Source organism: Candidatus Dormiibacterota bacterium (genome assembly GCA_035532835.1).
Classification (GTDB): Bacteria; Vulcanimicrobiota; Vulcanimicrobiia; order Vulcanimicrobiales; family Vulcanimicrobiaceae; genus DAHUXY01.
Window position 1 is genome coordinate 1 of record DATKQG010000069.1, and the last position, 17,423, is coordinate 17,423.

Annotated in this window: 14 protein-coding genes; 6 read left to right on the top strand and 8 right to left on the bottom strand. The window is 63.5% G+C overall.

Translation table 11 applies throughout. The annotated features are described in order from the left end of the window. Positions 1-185: 185 nt before the first annotated feature. On the bottom strand, positions 186-1,157 hold the full coding sequence (locus VMW12_08695; GenBank protein ID HUZ49802.1) for a carboxypeptidase regulatory-like domain-containing protein: 972 nt from the start codon (positions 1,155-1,157) through the stop codon (positions 186-188). Positions 1,158-1,447: 290 nt separating this feature from the next. Beyond that, positions 1,448-3,994: a zinc-dependent metalloprotease gene (locus tag VMW12_08700; GenBank protein ID HUZ49803.1), complete on the bottom strand. Its 2,547-nt coding sequence runs from the start codon at positions 3,992-3,994 to the stop codon at positions 1,448-1,450. 156 nt (positions 3,995-4,150) lie between these two features. On the opposite strand from VMW12_08700, the gene VMW12_08705 reads away from it, so the two are divergent. Next, positions 4,151-4,918, top strand: coding sequence for a MerR family transcriptional regulator (locus VMW12_08705; protein HUZ49804.1), 768 nt, complete (start codon positions 4,151-4,153; stop codon positions 4,916-4,918). An 86-nt stretch (positions 4,919-5,004) separates the two neighbouring features. Further along, entirely contained in the window at positions 5,005-6,240 is a 1,236-nt protein-coding gene (locus VMW12_08710) for a hypothetical protein (protein HUZ49805.1), read from the top strand. 15 nt (positions 6,241-6,255) lie between these two features. Here the strand turns inward: VMW12_08710 and VMW12_08715 are convergent, their stop codons facing one another. Beyond that, a complete protein-coding gene (locus VMW12_08715) occupies positions 6,256-6,786 on the bottom strand; it encodes a CoA pyrophosphatase (protein HUZ49806.1) in 531 nt (176 codons plus the stop codon). A 113-nt stretch (positions 6,787-6,899) separates the two neighbouring features. On the opposite strand from VMW12_08715, the gene VMW12_08720 reads away from it, so the two are divergent. From VMW12_08720 to VMW12_08735, 4 genes are read left to right on the top strand one after another with little or no spacing between them, the layout of a single operon-like run. After that, positions 6,900-8,099: an acyl-CoA dehydrogenase family protein gene (locus tag VMW12_08720; GenBank protein HUZ49807.1), complete on the top strand. Its 1,200-nt coding sequence runs from the start codon at positions 6,900-6,902 to the stop codon at positions 8,097-8,099. Next, positions 8,092-8,763, top strand: a complete 672-nt coding sequence (locus tag VMW12_08725; GenBank protein HUZ49808.1) for a histidine phosphatase family protein — start codon at positions 8,092-8,094, stop codon at positions 8,761-8,763. The genes VMW12_08720 and VMW12_08725 overlap by 8 nt, the downstream gene beginning before the upstream one ends. Before the next feature lies 1 nt (position 8,764). Beyond that, positions 8,765-9,835, top strand: a complete 1,071-nt coding sequence (locus tag VMW12_08730; protein ID HUZ49809.1) for a phosphotransferase family protein — start codon at positions 8,765-8,767, stop codon at positions 9,833-9,835. Continuing rightward, complete coding sequence (locus VMW12_08735) at positions 9,832-10,446, top strand: helix-turn-helix domain-containing protein (GenBank protein HUZ49810.1); 615 nt, start codon at positions 9,832-9,834, stop codon at positions 10,444-10,446. The genes VMW12_08730 and VMW12_08735 overlap by 4 nt, the downstream gene beginning before the upstream one ends. Here VMW12_08735 and VMW12_08740 read toward each other — a convergent pair. The 5 genes from VMW12_08740 to VMW12_08760 all read right to left on the bottom strand — a co-directional run. Further along, on the bottom strand, positions 10,443-12,320 hold the full coding sequence (locus VMW12_08740) for a helicase-related protein (GenBank protein HUZ49811.1): 1,878 nt from the start codon (positions 12,318-12,320) through the stop codon (positions 10,443-10,445). The two genes, VMW12_08735 and VMW12_08740, sit on opposite strands and share 4 nt — an antisense overlap. Before the next feature lie 70 nt (positions 12,321-12,390). After that, positions 12,391-13,731 carry a protein translocase subunit SecF gene (gene secF / locus VMW12_08745; protein ID HUZ49812.1) on the bottom strand — a complete coding sequence of 447 codons (1,341 nt, stop codon included), beginning with the start codon at positions 13,729-13,731 and terminating at the stop codon, positions 12,391-12,393. A gap of 6 nt (positions 13,732-13,737) precedes the next feature. Continuing rightward, positions 13,738-15,102, bottom strand: coding sequence for a protein translocase subunit SecD (secD, locus tag VMW12_08750; protein HUZ49813.1), 1,365 nt, complete (start codon positions 15,100-15,102; stop codon positions 13,738-13,740). 169 nt (positions 15,103-15,271) lie between these two features. Next, positions 15,272-17,296 carry a flagellar biosynthesis protein FlhA gene (locus tag VMW12_08755; protein HUZ49814.1) on the bottom strand — a complete coding sequence of 675 codons (2,025 nt, stop codon included), beginning with the start codon at positions 17,294-17,296 and terminating at the stop codon, positions 15,272-15,274. After that, positions 17,293-17,423 (bottom strand): EscU/YscU/HrcU family type III secretion system export apparatus switch protein (locus VMW12_08760; protein ID HUZ49815.1); only part of this gene is annotated, 131 nt, incomplete at its 5' end. The genes VMW12_08760 and VMW12_08755, both read right to left, overlap by 4 nt.

Here is a 17,423-nt window from a genome sequence, read left to right on the forward strand (position 1 = left end):
TCTCCAACGCCAGCACCGGATCGCGGCGCGTGAGCACGTCGACGCGCGCCAGCACGCCCTGTTCGTCGAACGGCGACGGCCACTCTTCGCACGACGCGAGCAGCTCGAGCGCGCGGTCGTACTGCGCCTCTCGAATGCACCCCCGTGCCAGCTCCAGCCGATCTTGATGCACGATCTGAACTCGCTTAGTCCTGGATCGTTCCGGCTTGCGTTGTTGCTCCGGCGGTGACGTTGACCGTCGGACCGTTCACCATCCACTCCGTTGAGCTCTGGCCGCTTGCAGACAATTGCTGTCCGCTTGCGGTCGTGTAGTTGTTGAAGACGATCACGTGATACGTGCCGCCGATGATGGTGTGCATCGTAAAGGTGCCGTCGGTGTCGGTATCGACCGTATTGGCGACGTTGCCATTCGAGTCAAACGCTACCACCGTGGCGCCGTACACGGGCGTTCCCGATGGGCTGAGCACGGTTCCGGCAATCTTGCCGGCCTCGACGGTCGGCACCGCAAAGAGCGTCGGACGAACCACGAGCGACCCGTCGCTCTGCTGCGCGATTGATTCGAGCGCGTTGAAATCGGCGATCACGTCTTCGGCGGGATTGTCGCCAACCGTGAACGGCGCCGTAATGGTCATCGCCACCGTACCGGGCGATACCGACGTCGTCTGCGTCGTGCTTCCCGCGCCGACCGTACTCTGCGTTTCGGCATTGGTGAGGAAGTCGAGCGGGTACGTGACGTTGTTTGCGACCACGCCGCTGGATTTCACGTCGACGACGAACTGCAGTTGTTGGTAGAACCCGTTGAACACGCTGCCGATCCCAATTGAGGACGGATCGGTTTGCGCCGCCAACACGTTCACCACGTACGGCGTCGGGTAGGAGGCTAGGGTCGTCTTCACCCCGCCCGAGATCACCGCGACGCTATCGATGCCGATGTTGATCGCCGAGGGCGACAAGTTCCCGATGCGCGGCGGCGCGTCGGTCAACAGAATTCCAATCGACGACGTTGGGATGCCGCCCAGCGTATCCTTGGGCGTGAGCGAACGCGGTGCGGCGGGCGTAAGGCCGTTCGAGCCGGCGACTTGCGAACCGCCACCGCACGCCGACAGCGTAAAGAGTAGAGCGACGATAGCGATACGAAGTTGCTTTGAATATTCCACGAGATGCCTCCAGCACACAATAGCAAGCTCAGCCACGCATAAACGCAGCATTGCCCGTCGATCCCACAACCCAAGCCCCGTCACACCAGGGGACCTCAGTATAGCTCGCGCCGCACAGCAATCAAGAGAACGTGCCAGTCGTAAAGTCCCGTTTTGTGTAAAGACTCGGAAAAAATGACGCCCGCAACGTGCATTTATGTAAATGTTTAGTCCGAAATACCTAAAGATTGCGCAAAAAAGGGCCGCTCTTCCGAGCGGCCCCAGGCATCATCGTTCCGTTCGAACGACCGTTATGGAATACCGGGAGCAACGGCCGCCGGTGCGGCGATCGTCGCTTTCGCATCGAGTGCTTGCTGGGCGATCGCCTGCAATTGCGCGAGATGCGCTTGGGTGAGTTCGTCCACATGTCCGCGCTGCAACGCGACGGCGGCAGCGTGGCGCAGGTCTACCAGTTGCAGACGCGCGAGGGCCTGCGCATCGGCCGGGGTGCCCGGCTTCGGAGCGGTCCACATATCCGCAAGCCGCTTTGCGAAGGCCACCTGCAGATTGCGGCGCACGGGGCCATCGGCTGCGGCGTGGCCGCTCGAGATGCTCCCGAAGATGCCGTTGCGCGCCCAGTCGAAGAGATCGGCGAGCGTCATCGTCTTGCCCGGGGCATATTTCGTCCCGAGATCGTCGATGCGCGCCAGCCGCAAGGGCGAGAACAGTTCGTTGAGGGCCGCATTCTGCGCGGCACCTACGATCGCCACCACCGGCACGTCATGCCGCGGGGTGGGGTCGTAGGCCCACGTGCCCTGGGTGGAAAGCGAGCTGTACTCCGAATAGGTCAGGCGGTCGAGGACGTCGCGGTTGAAGCGCCACGGCGCATCCGCGAAGAGCCCGTTATCGAGCATGTTCCAGGCTGCGCGCTCGGCAGCCAGCGAAACCGGCGTGAGCGGCGCGGTTGCGCCGGGATCGCCCGCGTCGGACCGCGAGAGGTACTCGCCGCCGATGGTATGGGCCGGCATCGCCGCGCAGCGCAGGTAGGTAACCATCGGTGCCATGAACGCCATGCGCGCTTCGTCGAAGGCACGCCCGCGGCTGGGAAAACGCTGCGCGACGCGGTTCATGATCGAATGCATCAGCGTCATCTGGGTCCCGCACCACGCTAGCGGCTTATTCGTGAGATCGAAGGTTACCACGCGCGGATCGACCGAGTGGCCGGAGGCGAAGCCGTCTGCATCCTCGTCGCTCGCGAAGCGATAGGATGGGTCGGACCATTTCGAGGCCCATTGCTTGAGCGTCGCTCGCTCCTGAGCGGGCGTGTCCGAGGCCGGGATGTAGCCGTAACCGTAGTGCACGGCATAGTAGTCGTACGGCCCGAGAACCAGTTGATCGTAATCGCCCTGCGGCGTTCCCTTCGGCCAAATGTTCAGCGGGCTATACTCCATCACGGAGCTCGCGACGCCGTGCGCGTTGGTGAAGGACTTGCTTTGGAGATCCTTCGCCGTATAGGCCATCGAACCGATGAAGTTGTGCTGCAGCCCGAGGTCGTGGCCGGATTCGTGCAGGATGATCGAACGAATGAAATTTTCGACGTACGCGTGCTCGCCCGCCGCGGTATCGGGAACGCCGCGCGCGGGCGCGACGATGAACTTGTAGGTGCGTCCGCCGAGGCCCTCGATGGCATCGAAATTGACGCCGATGTTGAGTTCTTCGCCGGTACGAGGATCGGTGATCAAGAGCGCTTCCGCTCCAAACTGAGGCGAACTCGTATCGATCCAGCGAATCATGTTATGGCGCAGATCCTCCGGATCCCAGCTTGGATCGTTGGGTTGCTGACGCACTTCAACCGCATTCAAGATGCCCACCGGTTTGAAGGCATCGTTCCAGGTGAGCAGCGCCTTCTTCACCGTATCGCGATATTGGAACGGAATATCGTTACTGAGATAAAAGACGATCGGGTTCGCCGCCTGGACCGGAGCCGCCGAGGTGCGTTTTCCAAAGTTCCAGCGCGTGATGTAATTCACGGTACGCTGCAATTCGCGATCGCTCGCAAAATCGATCAGCGGCTGCGAGAAATACCCAACTCGCGGATCCGCGACGCGCGGAACGTATCCGTCGTTTGGGGCGGCGATTAGGTTGTACGTCATGTTAACTTCGACGCTGCGAGGATCGGGCGCGTTATCGATCGCGTTCGGATCGAGGGACTGCCACGTCTGATCGACGTGCAACACGTCGTTGAGCGGGAAGGCCTTCGCTTTTGAAAAGAACGAACGGGCCGGGTCGAGGCGATAGCCGTGCGCCGGCATGTTATGGGCGAGTTGGTTGAACGACGCGGCCAAATCGGCGACGTCGCCGAGAAACGGCGCCGCCGGGATGACGACGGTATCGGCGTTCTCTGCGACGATCGGAACCACCGCGATCACCGATTTCGGGAGCGACGCCGCGACGCCGGTGGACTCTGGCGTATTGGGTTTGGTGATCGTATACGTGTTGGGCCAACGCAACACCACGGTATCGTCGACGCGATCGAAGTGGATGATGCGGGCGGGCGCAACGTACGGCTCGCCCTGCGCCGGCCCGAAGCCGCCAAGGCCGCTCGACGGCACGGATGTCTCGATGAAATCTTTGCCGAGCTGCGAGGTGCTCAGGCTCAAATAAGTCTTGCCGTCTTTTTTAATGATCGGAATCAATCCGCTCTCAACAGCCGCGCCTTTGACGAAATCGGCATACGGCTTTGGCGCGCTTCCCGCGGCAGCGTGCGCCGCACCGGCCGCCGCCTGCGCCATTGCGGGCGCAGCGAAGCATGAAGCAAACGCAAGGGCGAGAAACGCTCGTAAGGAACGTCGAATCATGAACCCCTCCACAAGGTATTGGTCAAGCGCTTCTTCGCTACGGGGATGCCCATCTCTGCCGAAAGCATTTGAATACCCGCTGTGCCAAACATCGGCACTCGAAAACGGCGCGCAGGCCTTGACCCTGACCCAACGTCATAGCGTAGCGTCTGGACTGTGAGTTCCGAAATGAATCTCAACGAAGAACCGCTCTACCGCGCAAAAGCCTTTGCCGCACTCGCGGGGGTAACCGTGCGCGCGCTGCATCTGTACGATCGCATCGGGCTGCTGCCGCCGGCGCAACGAACGGCGGCCGGCTATCGGCTCTATGGGGCGGCAGAGCTCGAACGCCTCGAACATATCGTCGCGCTTCGCTTCGTCGGTTTCGGACTCGATCGCATCCAGGAGCTTCTCGCCGGACGCACGCTGCCATTGCTCGAGGCGCTGCAACTGCAACGCCGGATGATGGCGCAGCAGCAACGACACCTCGGCATCGCCATCACCGCTATCGATCGTGCGCAACGCGCGTTCGAGAGCGGCGCGGCGGCCGACCGTTGGGAGACGCTCCGCACCGTTATCGAGGTACTTAAAATGCAACAGGACTGGAGCTGGACCGAACGTTACTATACCGATGAGGATCGCGCCAAACTCGCCAAGATGTGCGAAAGCACGCCACGCGAAATCGTCGAAAGCGGCGAGCGCGATTGGGCCGCGCTCATCGCCGACGTGGAAGAAGCCGCACGCAGCGGCGAGAGCCCGTCCTCTCAACGTGGACGGGACCTGGCGGGGCGCTGGAAGACGCTCGTAGGGGCCTTTACCCAAGGCGATCCGGGCATCGCTCGCGGCCTCAACCGCATGTGGACCGACACCGAGCATCACCCCGAGGGCTTCAAACGCCCGTGGAGCGACGAAGCGGACCGCTTCATCAAAGCCGCCATGGGTTAGGGCCCGACGATACCGCGCGGATGGGCCTAGCCGCGTAGCCTCGATGTCGCAGTAGGCCTCCACACGATTCTTTGTTGGAGGTCTCCATGTACGTTACCGCCGCTTCGCCCACCCGTCCGCGCGCCGTCGAATTCGGCGTTTATCGCGACGGAGATAACAATCTCGACGCTTCCCAGAGCCTTGCGGTCGCGCAGGCGCTACAGACGAGCCAAAGCGATCCGAACATCGAGTTCACGATCCAAGATACCACCGGTCTGCGCGCTTCGCACGGCGATATCGTTGAAGGCAAGATGCACACCGATGCGTTCACGATTGCGGATGGTGAGATCGGCGACCCATCTATAGGTAAAGCCCGCAACATGTCTAACCCGAACAACCTCGCGAGGTTCGTCGCGCAGACGCTCGACAACGCCGAAGCATCCGGCGCGAAGCAGACGTGGCTCGATCTTGTCGATCACGGCGGCGGCGATGGCGGCGGCCTCGAGACGCACGACGGCAAGGTGATGGCCATGCCGGACATGGCTCGCGCGATCGCCGACGGTGTCGCGCTGCATGCGCAGGAGCACCCCGAAGACGCGGGGCGTAACGTCGACGGCGTGGTCGCGAACCAATGCCTGATGGCAACGATGGGTTTCGCCGACGCGCTCTCGCACGTGGGCGTGAAGTATCTCGCCGCGAGCCCGGAGACGATGCTCTCACCCGGCGTACCGACCGGCGTCGCGCACGACATCGCCTCGCATATCGGCGATCCGTCCGCGATGGCCAAAGGCGTCGTGAACGACGTTATGCACGCGCAATATGGCGACGCATTCGAGCGCTTCGGCCCGGCCGCGGCATTCGACGTACTCAATCTCGACCCAACCAAGATCGCGAACGCCGAACGCGCGATCAAAGGCTTCAACGATGCCGCTGTGCACGAAGCGGGCGCGTCGCCCGCTGCGCGGGCCGCGCTACGCGACGACGTTCGGTCGGTCCAAGGCATGGTCCGTTTCTCCGGCGCAACGCCCGATATGCCGTGGCACGCCGATCGTCCGGCAATGGCGGTGTACTCCGCGGTTGCATCCGACGGACGTTTGAGCGACGCGCTTCGCTCCGACGCGCGGGCCGCAAAGGCCGCGGTGGGGAGCTTGGTGATGGCGCATAAGGAAAGCCGCGGCTTCGGCCCGTTCGACGGTTCGAGCTACGCCGATGCGGCCGGGCCGACGATCCACGCTCCGGTGACGCCGAAGCAGATCGACTCGTGGGCTCCCAAGATCAGCGAAACCAAGAACGCCTTTTACACCGCTACCGACGAGGACAAACTCGCGCGTGTTATCGCCTAGCACGAGTCGCTAGGGCTACCGTAATGCGCGTTCGATCGTTGCGCGGAGGTCGCCGGCCGCCCAGGCGCCGGTGAACGACTGCAGGATTCGCGCGGTCAGCCCCCAGATTCGGCGCCCTTCGTGATCGAGCACGGGGCTCGCGACACGGATGCCGCCAAACTCCACCTCGCCCTCACGAAGGGACGGCCCCAGGATCGTTGCGAGCGGAACGGTGAACACCGCTGCCGTTTCGCGCGAGTCGATCCGCAAGGCACCGGGTTCGATTGTCGCGACGAACGGCGTCACGTCGAACGTATTGATACGCTGGCGAATAAGCGGCAACGTTGCGAGTATCTGAACGCGACTGGCTTCGATCCCGACTTCTTCGTGCAATTCGCGCAGGGCCGCCGCTTCGAGATCGTGGTCCGCAGCGTCTAGTCTACCGCCCGGCAGGCCGATCTGCCCCGGATGATCGCGCAGATGCGTCGCTCTCTCGACAAAAATGACGCCGTGCGGCGATTCCCGCAGGATCGCAATCGTCACCGCCGCCGGCCGACGCATTTTCATCCTCGCGCATTCCTCGTTCGGCCGGCCGAACGCCTGCATGGACGCAGGTTCGGGGTGGAGAGCAGCAAATGACCGTTTTCTCTGTTTCGGTCAGTTTTTGAGGATGGTGCCCGATGGCTGCTGCCGCCGATCTCGCCCGACTGCGTTCCTTCATGGACGAACACGTTTACCCGAGCGAAGCAATCTACGCGTCCCAACTCGCTTCGGGAGCCTCGCCTTGGCAACAACCGCCCGTCATGGAACGCCTCAAAGACTTGGCGCGCAGGAACGGTCTATGGAACCTGTTCCTTCCCGAACCTGAATACGGCGCGGGCCTGACCAACCGCCAATACGCGCCGCTCTGCGAATTGATGGGAAGCTCGCCGATTGCGCCCGAGGTCTTCAATTGCAACGCACCGGACACCGGAAATATGGAGGTGCTCGCGCGGTACGGTTCTCCCGAGCAACGCGAGCGCTGGCTGGTGCCGTTACTCAGCGGCGAGATTCGCTCCGGATTCTCCATGACCGAGCCCGACGTCGCCTCTTCGGATGCGACGAACGTGCGGGCGTCGATTCGCCGTGACGGCGATACGTACGTGCTCGACGGCCTCAAGTGGTGGACGACCGGCGCGATGCATCCGGCATGCAAAGTCTTGATCTACATGGGCAAGTCCGATCCGCAAGCGCCCAAATACTTGCAGCAATCGATGGTGCTGGTCCCGATCGGCACGCCGGGCGTGCGCATCGTGCGCCACCTCTCCATCTTCGGCTATGACGACGCACCCTTCGGCCACTGCGAAATCGCGTTCGACAACGTGCGCGTTCCACTAGAGAACGTGATCTTGGGCGAAGGCCGCGGTTTCGAAATCGCTCAGGGGCGTCTAGGGCCGGGCCGCCTGCATCATTGCCTGCGTCTGCTCGGCATGAGCGAACGCGTCCTCGCGATGATGGTGCGCCGCGTACGTTCGCGCGTCGCTTTCGGGAAGACGCTGGCGGAGCAAGGCGTCGTGCGAGAGTGGATCGCGCGCTCGCGTATCGATATCGACCAGGCGCGATTGCTCACCTACGATGCGGCCGACCGTTTGGATCGCGAAGGCAACAAACGCGCGGCGACCGCGATCGCGATGGCCAAGGTCGTCGCACCGAACGCCGCGCAGCGCGTGATCGACCGCGCGATCCAGGCCTTCGGCGCCGAGGGACTTCTCGACGACACCGGCCTCTCCCATGCCTGGATCGCGGCACGCTCGCTGCGCATCGCCGACGGCCCGGACGAAGTGCATCTGGTCGCGATTGCAAAAGCGGAACTGGCAAAGTACGATCCCGCGCATGTATGAGTTTTCGCTGGAGGGAGGCGCAACCGAACTCTGCTTCGTGCGCCACGCCGACGCCAAACCACAGGACGGCGACGCGGATATCGATGCGACCTATCGCGACGCGCCGCTCAGCGCGGTGGGGCGCCTTCAGGCCGCCGCGCTGGCCGAGCGATTAGCCACGGAGCGCATCGCCGCAATCGTCGCGAGCCCCGCGAGACGAGCGCTCGAAACGGCGCGCTACATCGAGCACGCGGCCCCGTCCGCCTTTACCACCGACGAACGCTTGCGCGAAGTGCACATCGGCGAATTCGATCGCCCGCTCGAAGTGCGCGATGCGGCGTTGGCGGCCGCCGTACGCGAACGCCTCGACCGCTTGGCGCAGATCGCGCTGCGCGACGGCGGTTGGGGCAGCATTCCCGGGACCGAGCCTTCGGAAGAGGTACGCTCGCGTATGCGGGCGGCCGTCGCCGACATCGTCGGTCGCCATCCCGGCGAACGCGTGGTCGTGGTGAGCCACGCCGGCGCGATCAACGCCTACCTCGCCGATCTGCTGGAGCTCCGGCACGATTTCTTCTTTCCGGCCGGCAACACGTCGCTCTCCGCCGTTCGGTTCAACAACGGGCGCCGATTGCTGATCGGCCTCAACGACATCGCCCATCTGCGCGCCGCCATGAGGACCGCGTAACATGCACGCCGGCGATCCGGAAGTGATCCCCGTCCGCGCCGAAGAGTCGCTCGACGTCTCCGCGCTCGAGCCATATCTGCGCCGGCATCTTCCGGTGACCGATGGAGCGTTCCAACTCGCACAGTTCGGCGGCGGCCATGCGAACCTCACCTATCTCGTGCGTTTCGGCGACTACGAGTACGTTTTGCGTCGTCCGCCGCTCGGCCCACTCCCGCCGCACGCGCACGATATGAAGCGCGAATACAAAGTTCTGAGCAATCTCTACCGTGACTTTCCGTTAGCTCCGAGGGCGTTCGCACTCTGTACCGATCACGCGATCGTCGGGAGCGATTTTGTCGTCGAGGAGCGTAAATTCGGTATCGCGATCCGGCGCGATCTTCCCGAAAACGTTCGCGACGACGCAGCGTTGGCGCGACGTATCGGCGAGATGCTCGTGGATACGCTCGCATCGCTGCACCGCGTCGATCCTCAGAACGTCGGGCTGAGGGATCTCGGGCGACCGCATGGATTTCTCGAACGCCAACTCTCCGGCTGGATCGAACGATGGCACGCCGCACGCACGGAGGGTTCGATCGATGCGGCCGCGCTGCTCGCCTGGCTCGAGCGATCGCTACCGCCGTCACCCGCGGTCGCGCTCGTTCACAACGACTACAAACTCGACAACATGCTGCTCGATCCCGGCGACCCTTCGCGAATCGTCGCGTTGCTGGATTGGGATATGTGCACCCTCGGCGACCCGCTGATGGACGTTGGCTACATGTTGGCGCTCTGGCCGCAGGCCTCCGACCCGCCGGCCGCGCGCGTCGGCGCGATGCCCACGTGGCGACCGGGCTTTCCAACCCGCCGCGAAGCGGCCGAACGCTACGCGCACCGCACCGGCTTCGATTTGGCCCACCTGCAGTGGTACTACATCTTCAACATCTTTCGCTTTGCGGCGATTCTGCAGCAGATTTTCAAACGCTTCGAACGCGGCCAAACGCACGACGAGCGCTTCGGTTCCTTCGGCAAGCAGGCAAACGCGCTGATCGGCCTGGCAACGATGCTCTGCGGCGACGGCACGGCCGCGCCGTGATCCTCGCGCCGGTCCTCGACGGCCTCCAGCATATCCCCGCGCCCAAGGAGCGCGCGATTCTTGACGTGGCGCTGCGTCTGTTCTCCCAACACGGTTACCGCGGCACATCGATGGAAGACATCGCCCATCATGCTGGGCTCGGGAAAGGCACGCTGTACCTTTACTTCGAGAGCAAAGAAGCGCTGTTCCGCGATCTATGCGAATACGTCTGCGACTACCTGATGGCTCAAGTTCGCGACGCGGCACTGCTCGATGCCCCGTACGCGCAGCGCATCACTACGGCGCTGCGCACGAAATTCGGTTTTCTCTATCGCGTGGTTGCGACGGCTCCGTTCGGAAGCGAGCTCGTCGATTCGCGCGATACCCTTGCGGCCGATATCTTCAAGCGGCTGAATCGCCGCGTCGAACTTGCCGTTGCCGACCTCGTCGAACGCGGCATCGCCTGCGGCGAGCTGCAGCGCACGAGCCAGCGTCTGAGCTCACGCTCGATCGCGCAATCGTTGATCGCATCGATGCGAGTCATCAGTTCGCTTGCCCGCGACGGCGGGGATTTCGACCGCCGCGCCGAGGCCATGATCGCCCTCCTCCTCGAGGGCCTGCGGCGCTCCTAATCGGCGGGTTTCAGGAGTTCCACGCGCTGCGGATAGATCGGGCGGTTAATCACCCGCTCGAGCGCATCTTCTTTCGCGCTCAGTACGAGTTCGCAGAAACGTTGAAAGCTTTCGCGCTCGGCTTCGCCTTCGGCAAAGCGTTCGTTCGCGGTGAGGTCGGTTTTACCGACGGCCGGTAAAAACGCGATATAGCGGCCGTCGTCGTCCTCGCCCACCCGCACCAGGCCTTCGTCCGAAAAGATCGCCACCGCACGCGACACGGTGCGTTCGTTTGCCTTAGCGATATCGAGCGTGCGAGCGATATCCACGTAGCTCATCCGCACGACCCCGTCGCGCGCCAGCCCTCTGATGCCACGATATAACTCGCGCAGCACGCCGAGCGTCGGCGCTTCCCGGTCGATGATAAAGTCGTTGATGGAGCGATCTTTCTCGCCGAATAGCAGATGGATCTGCGCGTCGGCCCCATCGCGACCGGCGCGGCCGGCTTGCTGATTGAATTCGGTAAAATCGAAGTTGAGGTGGTAGAGCACCACGTCGCGCACATCGGGGAGATCGATCCCTTCGCCGAACGCCGAGGTCGCAACGACGATGCGTAGCGCGCCCTCCCTAAAATAGCGTTCCACCTCGGTGCGTTCGTGCGACGGCATACCCGCATGATAGAACATGACGGCGTTGGGATAGTGCTTGCGGAGCGCCTCCGCTACGCTGGTAGCCTCTTTACGAGAATTACAATACACGATCGCTTTGTGGCCGTCCGCCACGAGATCTTTGAGGTACTGCGCCTTATCCTTGGTGCCGCGCGCGTCGACGACGTGCAGATTCTCTCGCACCGTAGGGTCGATCACCCACGCGTCGATCCGCAGCTCGCGGACGATGTGTGCGAACGCATCGTCCGCGGCCGTTGCCGTCAGGGCGAGAATTTGCGGGTTGCCGAGGCTGGCGATCGTGCGTCCGAGTTTGCCGTACGCCGCGCGGTGTTTGGACTCGTAGAGATGGTGCGCCTCGTCGACGACGACGAACGACGGGCTGCTCGCTCCCGTAAACGACGTGCGATGGTATTCGAGGAACTCCGGCGTGGCCAAGATGATGTCCCAGGCTCCGGCTTCCAGCGCCGCAAAGAGATCTTCGCGTTCTTCCGCCGAGATCGAACCGTTGGCGCGATGAATCCGTAAGCCGAGCGCATCGAGGCGGCGGATCATCGCTTCATATTGATCGTTCGCCAGAGCACGAAGCGGATAGATGACCAGCGTTTTTTCGCCTCCGGTCAGCGCGCGCAGCGCGGCCGGGTATTGAAAGCAGAACGATTTCCCACGCCCGGTCCCGAGAACGGCGAGCGTGTTGCGCCCCGCTTCGACCCGTTCCAACACGGCGCGCTGCGCTTCGTGCGGCTCGGAGTCGCCGATCAGCGCTGCGCGGATGCGGCGCGCGTCGCCGTCCCACGCCTCGCGCGATCGGTCGCCTTCCGCACGTCGCTCGAGCGTCGCCAGCGCGTCGCGCGATACCTCGATGTTGACGCCCCGGAAGCGCTCGCCGCCGGGGGCCGCCTGCGTGCCGGTAAGCGAGGCAATGCGCGCGCGATAGCGCACTCCGCCATCGATCTGCGGCGCAAGATGCTTCGCGATCCCCGCGCGGACGAACCCCAGCTGCACGGCTCCATAGTGAACCGCGATAGCATTCGGATCTTTGGGATTATCGGGTTGACGCCGTAGCTCCAGCGCGAAGCCCTCTTCCAAACCGTGGAGATGATCTTGGCGTCCCTCGAACGAGACGCCCACGATTTTGGTGAAGAACGACGATGCGCCCGCAATCGAGGCAAAGCGATCGTCGATATACTCGTGCGCCTTCGCAAACGTCGCGTCGAGAAACGACCCCAACGGGTCGTTCGAGTTGGCCAGCGCGCGCTCGAATGCCGCCTCCGACGGGGTCGGAGGCGGCAGCGTCGATTTACTTTTCGGTGTGCTCGTGATCGGTGCCCGGCTCCGGTTCGAAGCCTTCGAGATTGAGCGTAATCTCTTCGTGCCCTTGGTCGAAGGCGGCATCGTGCAGCCCGAAATTCTGCGCGTCGAGCGGGTCGACACCCTCGATCGATTCCGATTCGTGCGTCTCGTCGTATTCCAGCATACCGGCCGTTTCGACGTCGTCTTCGACGATCGTGGTTCCATCGGCCCGTTTGCGCTTGTAGCGAATCGGAGCCGCCTGCGTCGTCTGCCGCGGGCTCTTCTGCTTGGAGCGTCGCTCGCGACGGGCGGCGACGATGTCCTCGCGCGGTACGCCGCTGCTGCTGGCGAGCGCGGCCGCCTCGGCCTTCCCGCGGGCGCCGGTGCCGCGTGCGTCGGCTAAGCCGGCGCGACGGCGCTCGGCCGCCTTCGCAAGCTGGCGCTTACGGAACTGCAGTACGAGGGGCGCAGAGAAGAAGATCGAGTGATAGCCGCCCGAGCAGATGCCGACGAGCAGCGCGAACGCGAAGTTCTTCAAACTCGCGCCGCCCAGCGCCAACAGCGCCACGAGCGTAATGACGACGGTCGCGAGCGTGTTGAACGAGCGCGTCATCGTCTGCTTGATCGATTCGTTGACGATCACGTCGTACGGCTGCCCGGCCATCAGCTTGGTGTTTTCTCGTATTCGGTCCAAGATGACGATCGTATCCATGACGGAGTAACCGATAACGGTTAGCACCGCCGCGAGGAAGGCATCGTCGGCCGGTTTATTCGCCAGCGCGTAGATGCCGATCATCATCGCCGCGTCGCGAACGAGCGCGATCACAGTGACCAAACCGAAGATGTAGTTCCACCCGAAGCGGAACGCGATGTAGAGGAACTGGATGCCCAGCGCGATGACGAGCGCGAGCAGCGCGTTGCGCAGGTACTCGCTACCGAGCGTCGGCCCGATGGCGGTGATTTTCGAGGACGCGCGATCGATCGTGCCGGCCTTGCCGAGCGCATCGAACAAGGGTACGGAGTTATTCGCGAACGACGTCTGGGTCGTGATATCGAATTGCGTGCTCGCGGTGCCGAGCGTCGTGATGCGCTCGTCCTTCAAGCTGAGCGGGGCGACCGCCGTCTTGACTGCGGCCAACGTCGTCGGCGCCTTGAACGCCACCGTGATGTCGGTGCCGCCGGTGAACGAGAGGCCCAATCGCAGCATCTGCGAGGGCTGGAAACCCTGGCCGCCTTGGAAGCCGTGGAAGACCATCGACCCGATGCCCAGGGCGATGATGAGGTACGAGATCGTCGAGACGATCTTGAACCAGCCGACGATATTCCAGTTGAGTTTACGGAAAAACATCTCTTCCTATGCCCCCGTCTTCGCAAGGACGCCGATGTCTTCACGCTTGACGCCATAGAGTTCCGGCGAAGCCAGGATGTCGTTATCGACCATCACGTCGACGAAGAAGCGGGTGATGAAGACGGCGGTGAAGAGCGAGATCACCGTTCCCCAAAAGAGGGTGAACGCGAAGCCCTTGACCGTGCCGGTGCCGAGCATGAACAGCACGCCCGCGCCGACGATCGTGGTGAAATGGCTATCGAAAACCGCCGAGAAGGCGCGCGCAAAGCCGATGCGCACCGCGGCGCGCATCGTTTTGCCGTTCCATAACTCTTCTTTGATGCGCTCGAAGATCAGGACGTTCGCATCGACCGCCATACCGATCGAGAGCACGAAGCCCGCGATACCCGGCAGCGTCAGCGTTGCGTGCGATGCGGAGAGCACGCCCATCATCGCGAGAACGTAAATGACCAGCGCGGCGTCTGCCAGCAATCCCGGCAGTCGATAGACGACCACCATGAAGATGAGCACGAGCGCGAGGCCGAACATCGAGGCGTAGAGCGACTGCATCAGGTCGATCTTTCCAAGCGTCGGGCCGATCGTTTCTTTTTCGATGATGCGAATCGTCGCCGGAAGCGCGCCCGCGTTAAGCTCGTTCGCGAGCGTGATCGTGTCCTGTTGCGTGAAATTACCGGAGATCTCGCCGCTATCCGAGATGACGCCGTTGATCGTCGGTGCCGAAACGTAGCGATGGTCCAGGAAGATGCCCATGTTCTTCTGCAGATTTTTCTGCGTCATCTCCAAGAATTTTTTGGGATCTTTCGTCTGAAAGAGCACCAGCGGCGAGCCGCCGGTCTGGTTATAGCCGGATTGCGCGGCTTTGAGATCCTTGCCGGAATACACGACCGGCCCGCTCGCATCGTACGCCGTTTGATTGACGTACTTCTCGGCGGCGGCGCGCTGCTTGGCCGGAAGGTTCGGAACCTTCAATTCGGCGAGCGCGGCTTCGGCCTTCTGCACCACATCGGGCGGCACGATCTTGAAATCGAGGACCGCAGCCTGTTTGAGCAGTTTCTCCGCCTGGTCCGGGTTAGACACGTTCGGCAGCTCGACCAAGATGCGATTGACGCCGATCTTGCTGATCTGCGGCTCGGTAACGCCCAATCCATTGATGCGCCGGTCGATCACCTCGACCGTCTGCTCCTGAATCTGCGACGTAATCGTCGGCACGGATTGGGTCGGGTAGAGCTGGAGCAAGAGGCGCGAACCGCCTTGCAAATCCAGGCCTAGATGAATCTTGCTCTGTATAGGAAGCGCAAGCCACAGCGAACCGCCTACGATGGCGATGACCACGAACGCTTTAAAAAACGGTTTGAATGTATTCCAGCTCATCGACGTCTCTAGAAAAGGGAGCGCCACGGCATGGTGTGCCGGGGCGTCAAACCTTAGAAGTGTATCAACGCACACAGGGTCCCGTCAAACGGGCCTGCGAGCGCCCCTGTACGTTCACCACCCCTCCCGGAACCAACTGCAAACACGCCAGGCAACCATCCGTAGCCTCCTACACGGCGACGATCGCGTGGGGGGTGACCGGCAGCTCCGGCGGGAGCTCGGCGTAGCTCAGTACCTCGATGCGCAGGCCGGAGCGAGCGAGGATGCCGGCAAGAGTGGCCCGCAGGGTCGCGCCGCAGAGGAGGGCCGCCCGCTCGCGTGCGACGACTCCGGCATAGGCCTCAATCCGCTCGCGCAGGCCGAGCACTCGCTGCGGATCGATCGCCCGCTCCCCGTCGCGGCCAAGCCAATCGACGATCAGTTCCCGTTCGCATTCCGGGTCCAGCACCAAGGGTTCGAGCCGATCGATGCCTCGACGGCGCAGTAGATCGGGGAGGATGGCTCGGCGAGCCGCCTCCGCGAGCTCGCGAGGCTCTCGCTCGCCGCTTTCCAACATCGCTTCGAATACCGCCAGCGGGTCGCGCGGCCACGCGCTCTCGGATAAGAGCATGCCGACCGCTCGATGGACGGTACCCAACGGCAGCGCCTCGCCGCCGATGTCTTTTACCGCCGCGGGGTGCGTGGTGCGCAGATGCTCGAGCAGCGTTTGCAATTCTTGGCGGCCGACCAGCTCGGAGGCGAAACGGCGCGCCGTTTCGGCCAGGTGCGAGCCGATGACGGAAATCGGGTCGAACACCAGGGCGCCCACGTCGATCGCGCGTTCGCGCTCGGACTGCGCGATCCACGCACCGGGCAGGCCGTAGACGGGCTCGGCAAGCACCGTGGCGCCCAAGCGCTCCAGCAGCTGCGCGTCGGCTACGGCCAGCAGGCGATCGAGATCGAGCACACCTTCGCCCACAACGCGATCGCGCACGCGAATCGCATACGTCCGCGGGTCGCGCGCGAGATCGTCGCGCAAGCGCACCCCCGGCAGCACGATGCCGATCTCGCTAGCCAATGCGCGACGCACCTCGCCGACGCGATCCAGCAGCGCGTCCGCGAGCGGCGGCGCAAGCAGTGCCGCGAGATCGGCGCCGATATCGATCGAGAGCGCGTCCACGCCGACCAATCCGAGCGCCAACTCGGGACGGCGCATCGCCTGGCGTCGCGCGCGCTCGCCGGCGGCGGCCTGCGCGCGCTCGGCGAGATGCCGTCTACGGGCGGCGCCCTGCGCCAGCCCAAACGCAACCAACGCCAGTACGAGAAACACCCCGCGCGGCAACGCCGGGACGAATGAAAGCAACAACAGCAGCGCCCCGGCGCTACGCAACACGTCGGAACGCGCGAAGAGTTGTGCTGCGAGATCGGCCCCGAGCGCACCATCCGACGCAACGCGCGTAACCATCATGCCCATTGCCGTGGAGATGAGGAACGCCGGTAGCGTCGTCACCAGCGCATTGCCGATCGAGAGTAGCGCAAACGTGTTCAGCGCATCGAGGGGTGAAAGGCCGTGATACGCGATGCCGACGACTACGCCGCCAAGCAGATTCAACGCCACGATGACCAGCGCCGCCACCGCATCGCCTTTGACGAATTTACCGGCACCGTCCATCGCGCCGTAAAAATCGGCTTCGCGCTGCACGGCCGCGCGCTTGCGGCGCGCACCGTCGGCATCGAGCGCGCCGGCATGCACGTCGGCGTCGATGGCCATCTGCTTTCCGGGCATCGCATCGAGCGTAAAGCGCGCCGCTACTTCGGCCACACGTTGCGACCCGCTCGCGATCACGACGAACTGAATAGTCACCAAAATCGCAAAGACGATCAGCCCGACAACGAGATTTCCACGAACGACGAAGTCGCCGAAGGCCGGGATGATCGAGCCGGCCGCCCCCGGCGTCGCACCCTGCGTCAGAATCAAGCGCGTGGCCGAAACGTCGAGCGAGAGCCGGAACAACGTCGCCAGCAGCAATGCGGGCGCGAACGCCGAGAATTGCAGCGGCTCCTCAACCGTCACCGCCAAGAGCAGCACGAGCGCCGAGCCGAAGATGTTGATTGCGAGCAAGATGTCGAGCAGCCACGGCGGCAGCGGAACGATCAGAATCGCCACGATGGCCAGCACGATGCCCGCGAATGCGTAGACGGGGAGGCGCGTCATTCGAGAACTCCGGAGCGCAACAGTGCGCCCACGATTTCGGCAACGGCGACGTAGTGCGCGTGCGGGATCGCGTCCCCAACGCGCGCGTCGCGCCGCAACGCACGGGCCAGCGCAACGTTCTCGACGA

Bases quoted from the DNA above. Each gene is read 5' to 3' on its own strand.
- VMW12_08710 (HUZ49805.1), top strand. From the start codon at position 5,005: ATGTACGTTACCGCCGCTTCGCCCACCCGTCCGCGCGCCGTCGAATTC.
- VMW12_08715 (HUZ49806.1), bottom strand. From the start codon at position 6,786: ATGAAAATGCGTCGGCCGGCGGCGGTGACGATTGCGATCCTGCGGGAA.
- VMW12_08730 (HUZ49809.1), top strand. From the start codon at position 8,765: ATGCACGCCGGCGATCCGGAAGTGATCCCCGTCCGCGCCGAAGAGTCG.
- secF (HUZ49812.1), bottom strand. From the start codon at position 13,731: ATGTTTTTCCGTAAACTCAACTGGAATATCGTCGGCTGGTTCAAGATC.
- VMW12_08720 (HUZ49807.1), top strand. From the start codon at position 6,900: ATGGCTGCTGCCGCCGATCTCGCCCGACTGCGTTCCTTCATGGACGAA.
- VMW12_08755 (HUZ49814.1), bottom strand. From the start codon at position 17,296: ATGACGCGCCTCCCCGTCTACGCATTCGCGGGCATCGTGCTGGCCATC.
- secD (HUZ49813.1), bottom strand. From the start codon at position 15,102: ATGAGCTGGAATACATTCAAACCGTTTTTTAAAGCGTTCGTGGTCATC.
- VMW12_08700 (HUZ49803.1), bottom strand. From the start codon at position 3,994: ATGATTCGACGTTCCTTACGAGCGTTTCTCGCCCTTGCGTTTGCTTCA.
- VMW12_08725 (HUZ49808.1), top strand. From the start codon at position 8,092: ATGTATGAGTTTTCGCTGGAGGGAGGCGCAACCGAACTCTGCTTCGTG.